The organism is Micromonospora sp. NPDC048040 (assembly GCF_055587185.1).
In genome coordinates, this window is the sequence record NZ_JBVJGT010000006.1 from 220948 (window position 1) to 229188 (window position 8241).

11 protein-coding genes and 1 tRNA gene are annotated in these 8241 nt (G+C 68.3%); 11 read left to right on the forward strand and 1 reads right to left on the reverse strand.

Going from position 1 to position 8241, the window contains the following annotated elements; genetic code table 11:
• Window positions 1-95: 95 nt before the first annotated feature.
• The 8 genes from ACZ6O2_RS10350 (at window position 96) to ACZ6O2_RS10385 (ending at window position 5163) form a co-directional block, all read left to right on the forward strand.
• Window positions 96-440: an RRQRL motif-containing zinc-binding protein gene (locus ACZ6O2_RS10350; RefSeq protein ID WP_466022660.1), complete on the forward strand. Its 345-nt coding sequence runs from the start codon at window positions 96-98 to the stop codon at window positions 438-440.
• A complete protein-coding gene (locus ACZ6O2_RS10355; protein WP_466022643.1) occupies window positions 437-730 on the forward strand; it encodes a hypothetical protein in 294 nt (97 codons plus the stop codon). The genes ACZ6O2_RS10350 and ACZ6O2_RS10355 overlap by 4 nt, the downstream gene beginning before the upstream one ends.
• A 26-nt stretch (window positions 731-756) precedes the next feature.
• Complete coding sequence (locus ACZ6O2_RS10360; RefSeq protein WP_466022644.1) at window positions 757-966, forward strand: hypothetical protein; 210 nt, start codon at window positions 757-759, stop codon at window positions 964-966.
• Window positions 963-1850 (forward strand): hypothetical protein, encoded by an 888-nt coding sequence (locus ACZ6O2_RS10365; RefSeq protein WP_466022645.1) that lies wholly within the window; start codon window positions 963-965, stop codon window positions 1848-1850. The genes ACZ6O2_RS10360 and ACZ6O2_RS10365 overlap by 4 nt, the downstream gene beginning before the upstream one ends.
• A 20-nt stretch (window positions 1851-1870) precedes the next feature.
• On the forward strand, window positions 1871-3433 hold the full coding sequence (locus ACZ6O2_RS10370) for a replication initiator (RefSeq protein ID WP_466022646.1): 1563 nt from the start codon (window positions 1871-1873) through the stop codon (window positions 3431-3433).
• A gap of 92 nt (window positions 3434-3525) precedes the next feature.
• Entirely contained in the window at window positions 3526-3729 is a 204-nt protein-coding gene (locus ACZ6O2_RS10375) for a hypothetical protein (protein WP_466022647.1), read from the forward strand.
• On the forward strand, window positions 3726-3920 hold the full coding sequence (locus tag ACZ6O2_RS10380) for a helix-turn-helix transcriptional regulator (protein ID WP_466022648.1): 195 nt from the start codon (window positions 3726-3728) through the stop codon (window positions 3918-3920). The genes ACZ6O2_RS10375 and ACZ6O2_RS10380 overlap by 4 nt, the downstream gene beginning before the upstream one ends.
• A gap of 1 nt (window position 3921) precedes the next feature.
• Window positions 3922-5163 carry a tyrosine-type recombinase/integrase gene (locus tag ACZ6O2_RS10385; protein ID WP_466022649.1) on the forward strand — a complete coding sequence of 414 codons (1242 nt, stop codon included), beginning with the start codon at window positions 3922-3924 and terminating at the stop codon, window positions 5161-5163.
• Window positions 5164-5559: 396 nt separating this feature from the next.
• Here the strand turns inward: ACZ6O2_RS10385 and ACZ6O2_RS10390 are convergent, their stop codons facing one another.
• Window positions 5560-5907, reverse strand: coding sequence for a DUF5713 family protein (locus ACZ6O2_RS10390; RefSeq protein WP_466022650.1), 348 nt, complete (start codon window positions 5905-5907; stop codon window positions 5560-5562).
• A 166-nt stretch (window positions 5908-6073) separates the two neighbouring features.
• On the opposite strand from ACZ6O2_RS10390, the gene ACZ6O2_RS10395 reads away from it, so the two are divergent.
• The 3 genes from ACZ6O2_RS10395 to ACZ6O2_RS10405 form a co-directional block, all read left to right on the forward strand.
• Window positions 6074-7174: a tetratricopeptide repeat protein gene (locus ACZ6O2_RS10395; protein WP_466022651.1), complete on the forward strand. Its 1101-nt coding sequence runs from the start codon at window positions 6074-6076 to the stop codon at window positions 7172-7174.
• Window positions 7175-7262: 88 nt separating this feature from the next.
• Window positions 7263-7334, forward strand: a tRNA-Lys gene (locus ACZ6O2_RS10400).
• Window positions 7335-7981: 647 nt separating this feature from the next.
• Window positions 7982-8241 (forward strand): PadR family transcriptional regulator (locus tag ACZ6O2_RS10405; RefSeq protein ID WP_466022652.1); only part of this gene is annotated, 260 nt, incomplete at its 3' end.

The window sequence follows — 8241 nt, forward strand, 5'->3', positions numbered from 1 at the left end:
AGGACATCGACCGCGACACCTACGAACACCCCACCTTCGCCACCGGCTCCGCCGGCAACGGCGACCAAGAGGCGGCCGACCCGGAGGACGACCCGATGGTCTTCTACGACCCGACCGGCGAGCGCTTCGGCCTGCCGACCTACCCGTTCAAGTACGCCCCCGAAGGGCTGCTGACCCGCCGCCAGCTCCGCGCCCGCGAGCTGCGCCCCGGCGGCCAGGAACCCGCCGCCCAAATCATGTGGCGGCGCGGCAAGCGCGTCGCCTACCTCTACCGCCTCGACCTGGCGATGCCCAAGCGCACCGCCACCGCCGCCCAACGCGCGGCCATCACCAAAGCGCTCACCGCGCGCCGTACCTGCCCTGACTGCCAGCAGGTCAAGCCCTACTACATCCCCCGCCGTACCGGCTCCTGCCTCGACTGCACCGGAGGTGCCCGATGACCACCGCTCTCTTCTTCGCTGTCCTGCTCGTCGTGCTCGCGGCCCTGCTGGTCGCCTACCACCGCACCGACCGCACGCCGGCCGCCCGGCCGACCAACACCCGCACCCGCCGGCCCCGCCCGGCCATCCCGCGTGCCACGCCACGCAAGCCCATCCCCGGCCCGTTCAAGGGCACCATCCTCGCCCACCGCTCCACCAAGTGCGCCCGCTGCAAGGGCCGAATCCTCAAGGGCGAATTCGTCTATCCCACCCGCTCCGGCTGGAACTGCCCCGGATGCAGCCTCCACTGACCCGCTCACCTGAAAGGGCAACCGCCATGCACCGCTACATGATCTCGTTTACCTACAAGGCTCCGAACGGCGCGGGCTTCATGTCCGTCGAGTGGCCCTTCAAGCGCCAGATCCGTTCCATGGACGACATCTCCACCGTCACCGACACCCTTCGTAGCCAGGGCTACGTCGAGGCTGTTGTCCTCAGCTTCTCCCTCTTCGCTGACCCCGCCCCTACCTCGCAGGCGGCGTCATGACCACCAAAAACAACGGCCGCGTCTACGCCTACATCGGCGCTGTCTCCGGTGGCGCTGTCTCCGTCGCCGCCAACATCGCTCACTCGTTCATCGCCCCGGACGGGGCGCCGGCTGACTGGAAGCCGGAACCCGGCGCGGTCATCTCCGCGATCGTGTGGCCGCTGTTCCTGTTCATCGCCATCGAGATCCTTGCTCGCACGCCCTGGCCGACGGGCTGGGGCTGGAACGTGCTGCGCTGGGTCGGGCTGCCGCCCGTCGCCCTGGTCGCCGCGTTCGTGTCCTACCGGCACCTGTCCGGACTGCTCGACCACTACAACGAGGAAACCCTCGTCGTCTGGTTCGGTCCCCTCGCCGTGGATGGCCTGATGCTCATGGCCACCGCTGCTCTACTCGCCACCGGAAAGCGCACCACCCGGCCCATCGATCCTGTCCCGGCACTGGTGCCGGCCACCACCGTCGAGGCGTCGTCGTCTGACATCCCCGCCTCGCCGCTGGTCCGCCCGGCCGCCGCGACCCCGGCCACCAATCCCGCACCCGAACCGATCACCGCACCTGTCCCTGAACCCGTCAACCAGCCCACCTCTGGCGAGGACACCGCGACCGCTACGACGGTCGAGCACACCCCGGACACCACCGACACGGACACGACGCCGGCACCTGCGGCACCGGTCACCGCCGGCCTGCCGCCTGCGCTGCTGTCCAGCGCCCGGCTCGTCGCCACCGCGCACGCCAAGGCTCACGGTGAACCGATCAACCCCGGTCAGCTCGCCGTGCGACTGCGCGTCCCGACCGCCACGGCCGCCGACATCCTGACGGCCCTCACCACCGAACCGACCATCAACGACAAGACCCACAACGGCACCGCTGTCGGAGCCACCGCGTGACGTCCTCGACGTTGCCTCTCGTGCCCGAAACCACCACGGTTTCGGGCGCGGGGGCCTGCGCTGAGTCCGCCGCCGGCTACTGGCCCTGGGCCACCCCCACCAGCACCCGTCCCGCCGATGACGGCTGGGTACGCGGCCACGACCCCCGCACCGTCGCCTCCGGCCGCGCCCGCGCCCAGGACCCCGACTACCCGGAATGGCTGGGCCACGTCCGGGCCGCCTCCGCGTGCAAGCACCCGATCCGGTTGGCCGGGCAGATCCACGTCAACGACGCCGACGGCAACCGCATGGCAACCATCGACACCGAGGACATGCCCGACGGCGCGATCTACACCCCCTGCGGCAACCGCCGCGCCTCCGTCTGCCCATCCTGCGCCGAGGTCTACCGCCGCGACACGTTCCACCTCATCAAAGCCGGCCTACAGGGCGACCGCTGGGGCCTACCGCCGCTGCACGAACACATCGCCATCTTCCTCACCGCCACCGCACCCTCATTCGGGCCGGTCCACCACCGGGTCGTGAAGGTCCACGCCGCGGACTGCCGAAAGAAGGACGGCTGCACCTGCCGCCCCTCGCCCTGCCACCCGTTCGGCCGCACCTGCCCCCACGGCGTCGACCTGCGATGCGGGCAGCGACACAAGGCCGGCGACAGCCAGCTCGGGCAGCCGCTGTGCCTGGACTGCTACGACCACACCGGCCAAGTCGTGTGGAACCACGAAGCACCCGAACTGTGGCGCCGCACCATCCAACAGGTCGACCGCGAGCTACGCCGCCTCGGCCGCTCGTATGGCGTCGAGCTGCGCCGCCGCTACATCAAGGTCTACGAATTCCAGGTACGCGGCGTCATCCACTACCACGCGCTGATCCGCCTCGACGGCCACAACCCCGACTGCCCCGGCGCGATCGTCCCACCCCCACGGGTCATCACCCGCGACATGTTCGAGGACGCCGCGCGGGCAGCGTTCGTGAAAACCTCCTACACCTCCGCCCCGCACCCGGCCAACGGCGGGCAGGGCTGGCACATCGCCTGGGGCGACAAGGGCCTGGACGTCAAACACGTCAACGCCCCCGGCGGCGAGGTCAACCTCGCCCAGATCACCGGCTACATCGCCAAGTACGTCACCAAAAGCACCGAGGTAACCGGGCTGAACCTGCGCCGCGTCGACGACCTCTCAGTGGAAGTCCACGGCGACCCGGCGACACACCTCGGCCGGCTCATCCGCGCCTGCTGGGACCTCGGCGAACACCCCGACTACCACCGGCTGCGCCGCTGGGCGCACCAGTTCGGCTACGGCGGCCACATCACCACCAAGAGCCGCGCCTTCTCCGCCACCCTCGGCTTCATCCGCATGCAGCGCACCATCTGGCGGCGCACCGAAGGCCACCCCCACACCTGGGACGACGAACAGACCGAGCGCGTCATCTACGAACTCGGCTACCAGGCCACCGGCTGGATCACCACCGGAGACGCCCTGCTCGCCAACACCGCCGCCGCCATGGCCCGCGCCCGACACCAAGCGGGCCTCGACGCCCTGGCCGACGAGCTTGCCGCCCACCGCGCGGGTCACCTCCTGGCCGCTTGACACGTACGTGTCAACACCCGTGATCTCCCCGGTTCTTTGACAACTCCACAGCGGACAACCAGACCCCCCCCGGCTATCCGAAAGGAGCACTTATGTCCGCACGCCCACGCCCCTTGGTCGCGGTCCGCCTCATCGGCCCGACCGTCACCGTCACCGCCCACGCCGCCACCATCGCGGCTCAGCTCACTGCGCACTACGGCCGCGAGCACGTCACCTGCCGCACCAGCACCCACACCGCCCGCCAAGCCGGCGAAAGCCGCGCCTACATCACCATCACGCGAAAGGAGCCACGATGACTGGACCCACCCCTATCTCGTTGCCGGAACTGTGGTCGATCAACGAAACGGCCGCGTTTCTCCGCGTTCCCGTCGGCACGCTGTACCAGTGGCGGCACCGCCGGACCGGCCCACGTGCCTTCAAGGTCGGCCGCCACCTACGCTACGACCCGGCCGACGTCCGGGCCTGGCTCGAAAATCGGGCGGCCTGACATGCCGATCGATGACCTGTGGTACCTCAAAAACCGCGATCCCAACACGAAAAAGCCGATCCCGTCCAAGCGGCACGGCCGGGGAAAGCGCTGGCGAGTGCGCTACACCGACGCCGACAACAACGACCGCGGAAAACTGTTCGACCTCAAGCGGGACGCGGAAGCCTTCGACTTGCTGTGCCGCTCAGGAGCAGCGCAAGAGGTGCAGGTGAAGCGAGAGGAAGCCCGGCTGACCTTCGCCGAGTACGCGCAGCGGTGGAGGGAATCACGTGAGGCGGGCTGGGCCACGGAAACGCGACGGCGTATCCCGCAGAACCTGCGAAAGCACCTCCTACCCGTCTTCGGTGAAAAGGCCATTCGCTCCATCAACCTGACCGACGTGCTGGCATGGCTGAGTCGGCTACTCGATGACGGCACGCCGAAATCGTCGGTAAGCCTGTACTTCGGGTTGTTCAAGACCATCATGAACGCCGCAGTTATCGACAGGGTAATTCCCGACAACCCCTGCAACGGCGTCAAGCTCGCGCAGATCCTGCGCGGTCTTTCGCGGGCACCGAAATGGGTTCCTACCGACGGCCAGGTGCTCAAGCTCGCTGAGGTGGTGCCACGCCGCTTCCGGGCGGCTATCTGGCTGGGGGCAGGGGAAGGGCTTCGCCTCGGTGAGGTCTTGGGCCTGGAGGCCGGCTCCCGCTGCGCAGATTACGACCGTCGGGAACTGCATGTCGTCCAACAATTGCGGCACTCGCCGGAGCACTTCGGAGGCTTCTACCTCTCAACGCCAAAGAGCGGTTCCACCGGAACGGTGGACCTGGACGCGGTGGTCGCCGAGGAACTGTCTGCCCACATCAGCGATGTCGGCCCTGTCGAGTTCGAGCTCCCCGACATCACCACGGGGGAGCGGCTGACTCGTCCGGTGGCGGTCCTGTTCACCTCGTCCCGGGGGAAGCTGCTGACGGACACCTACTGGTCGGAGTTGTGGGCGGACTGGCGCGAGGCAGCCGGATGGCCGAAAGAAGGCACGTTCCACTCCTTGCGCCACTTCTTCGCCACAACGCTGATGAGCAACGGCGTGGAGCCCCAGGAGGTGCAGAAGGCGCTGAGGCACGCCAACCTGCGGATCACCCTGGAGACCTACGTCCACTGGCTGCCGAAGAAGGACCGGCCGCGTGGCCTGGTGGGCGACCTCCTGCGGAAAGCAGACGGCAAGCGGCGGGAACCTCCTTCCGAACAAGATCGGAGCTAGGTTGTGCCCTGGCTGTGCCCGATGATCTTAGTCCGACGTTTCCGCAGCTCAGGGCCGGTTTGTGGTGGGCCGCCAGGGACTCGAACCCTGAACCTATGGATTAAAAGTGCCCAGGAGCGGACAAATTCATGCTAAGCGTCGCGCGGTGTTGACGGTCCGGACTCCGCGTGCGTCGTCCGGCCGTGTTCGCGCTGGTCCGCCGCCCAACCTGCGTGTCGTGATGTTGCGTTTGCCGTCTAATGAGGACGCGAATCCGCGGACGGCGTGGTGAATCCGATTGATGCGGCGTCGTCCGAGCACCCGTAGAGCACCCACGAGCCGACGCGGTCCGGCATCGGTGATTCCATCTGGTGGGCCGCAAGCGCCTGGGTCAGCTACCTGTTCTGCCTGGTCGGCTCACCATTCCCGGTTGGCGATCAGTCGCTCGCTGTCGGCGTCGGTGAACCCGTAGCTCGTCGCGACGAACCGGAAGTCCTCTCCGATCGCTTCACGTGCGACCGTCTCGATCTCGCTGCCGGCCGCCTCAAACTCCGCCTCGAGCAGGTTGAACTCGTCGGTCGCGGTGTCGGTGAGCGTGTAGAGGGCTGCCAGGTCCTTCGGCTGCTCCGCCTCGATCTGCTCGCACAACCGCAGCAGGATCGCTCGGCCCTTGTCGACGACGTGGTCCGGGAAGTACCCGTCCTCGTACAGCTCGTACAGAAAGGCGTACTCCGCCACCTGCTGGTGCGCGATCGGCATGGTCATGCTCCCCTTCGCAGATCCACCGGTCGATCATGCGACACGCTGCCGATACTTTCGCCACCCGCCCCGACGCCCACTGGCACGACCTCCACGCCTAACCGCCGGCCGGGCCCGGCCGAAATCCCGGCACGGGCCGACCACAGCCATCCCACGGACACCGACATCACCCATGGCCTTCCCCCGCAGATACCCGCCAGACCTGATCGACACCGTCGTCCAGCGCGTCGCCGACGCCCGCGCCATCCGCGCCTACGGCGCCATCACCACCGTCGCCCGGCAACTGAACCTCGACCCCCGCCTCGTGCAGAAGTGGGTCACCAAAGCCACCACGCCACCCGCCGCGGCCGGTGACCCGCGGGAGGTATACCTGCCGGCAAGGCTGCTGCACTGCCGGTTCTGCCACCAGGACATGAACCCGACCGAACCACCGGACCCCGCGCCTGGCTACCAGTGCCCGGCCGGGTGCCGACCCCGACCCCTCGCCGCTGTCGCCCTCGCCGACACCGTCGGTCGGGCGATCCTGCACCACGCGCCACGTCTCACACCCCGGACCGGTGCACCGACGCCTCCGCACCTGGTCGCCATCCACGCCGAACGGGTCCTCGCTCGCGTCACCGCCGGCGCCACCACCCGGGACCTCACCCTCACCTGGCGACCCGAACCCCTGCTCGCAGTCGACCAGCACGACGCCGAACGCGGACGGCGTCTCGCCGCCGCCCGCATGCACGCCGCCACCGACCCCCTGCGCGCCCGGCGGCTCCTGCGCGACACACTCGCCGGCGTCAACCCCGCCACCGCGCCCGCTCACCCGCTACACGCCGACGCCGCCACCCTCCTGGCCGAACTACTTCTACGCCTCGACCAGCCCACCGACGCCGTCGGCTGGGCCACCTACGCCCACCACAGCATGTGCCACCTCCACAGGCCAACCCAGCCACGCGTCCTCGATGCCCTTCACCTCCTCGCCCTCGCCCACCGGCGGGCCGGACACCCCCAACGCGCCCACCACCTCTACCGGCAACTCGCCGAGCACCTCGCCGCCACCGAAGGCCCGCATGCCCACCGCACCCTCGCCACCCTCGCCAACACCGCCCTCGTCCTGCACGATCTCGGCCACTGCCACGCCGCCCGAGCCCTGCTCGCCGACACCATCACCACCCACCGCCGCCACCACCCCGGCCACCCCGCCACCGCCCGCATGACCCACCACCTGACCCGCATCTGGCGCGACTGCGCCGCCCAGGGCCACCACCACGATCAGGACACCTGACCCGGGCCACGGCGTGCCCGCGAAGATCCAGATACGCGAGCGAGCGCCCACGCCAGGCCCACACGCTTCGGGTAACCTGTGGGCCTGCGGGCCGTTAGCTCAATGGCAGAGCTGAGGACTTTTAATCCTTAGGTTCTGGGTTCGAGTCCCAGGCGGCCCACCTGTAGCGCATGACCTGGGAAAACGTAAAACCGGATGGGCGGTACACGAACCGCCTTAGCGAGGCGCGCTGCGACCTGGGTAAACGTGTGTCCCGGTGGAGCTGTCGTGGGTCGTGCGGTGACGGCGGGCGGTTCGAGGGGCACGTTGATCGGGCGGATCGGCTACTGCTCGGGTGCACTGACGCCGGCGGGCGGCTCGTCGGTAAGCAGCTGGCACTTGACTGAGCCGGCACCGAGCCTCTTCTGCGGCAGAAGTGCGGGTCAAGGGATCGAAGCGACGGTGTGGTCGCCAGCTTGGTCGAGCGTTTTGGGCTCCTACCAGGCGGGTCAGCCTGATCGCGACGTCGTCTCCGTCGAGGCGTAGCCGACGATCACGCGAGAAGCCCAGAGTCGTGGCGGCCTGGGCCGATTTCGAGGAACAGCTCGTGACGATGAGGGTTCACGTGCCCGGACCGTCCGCGATCGTTCCGGCGCTGTTGATCACCTCGTCCACCCAGCCGTCGTAGCGCAACCGGATCAGCATGATGTGGACTCCGACGCCGAGTGGCCCGTTCTGAAATCCCTCGGTATTCAGCGTTGCTATCTACCGGTACCTAGCGCTACTGTCTACCGGTAGTAAGCGTCGCTCAGTAGTGAGGGAGATGGCATGGGCAGCCAGATGACAGAGATGCTGAAGGGCACTCTCGAAGGCATCGTGCTGGCGATCCTGGCCCGCAGATCGGCGTACGGCTACGAGATCACCGCGTGGCTGCGCGACCGCGGCTTCTCGGACATCGCGGAGGGCACCATCTACGCGCTGCTCGTCCGCGTTGAGCAGCGCGGGTTCGTGGACGTGGAGAAGGTTCCCTCCGAAAAAGGGCCCCCGCGAAAGGTGTATTCGCTCAACGCGAAGGGGCGAAACCAACT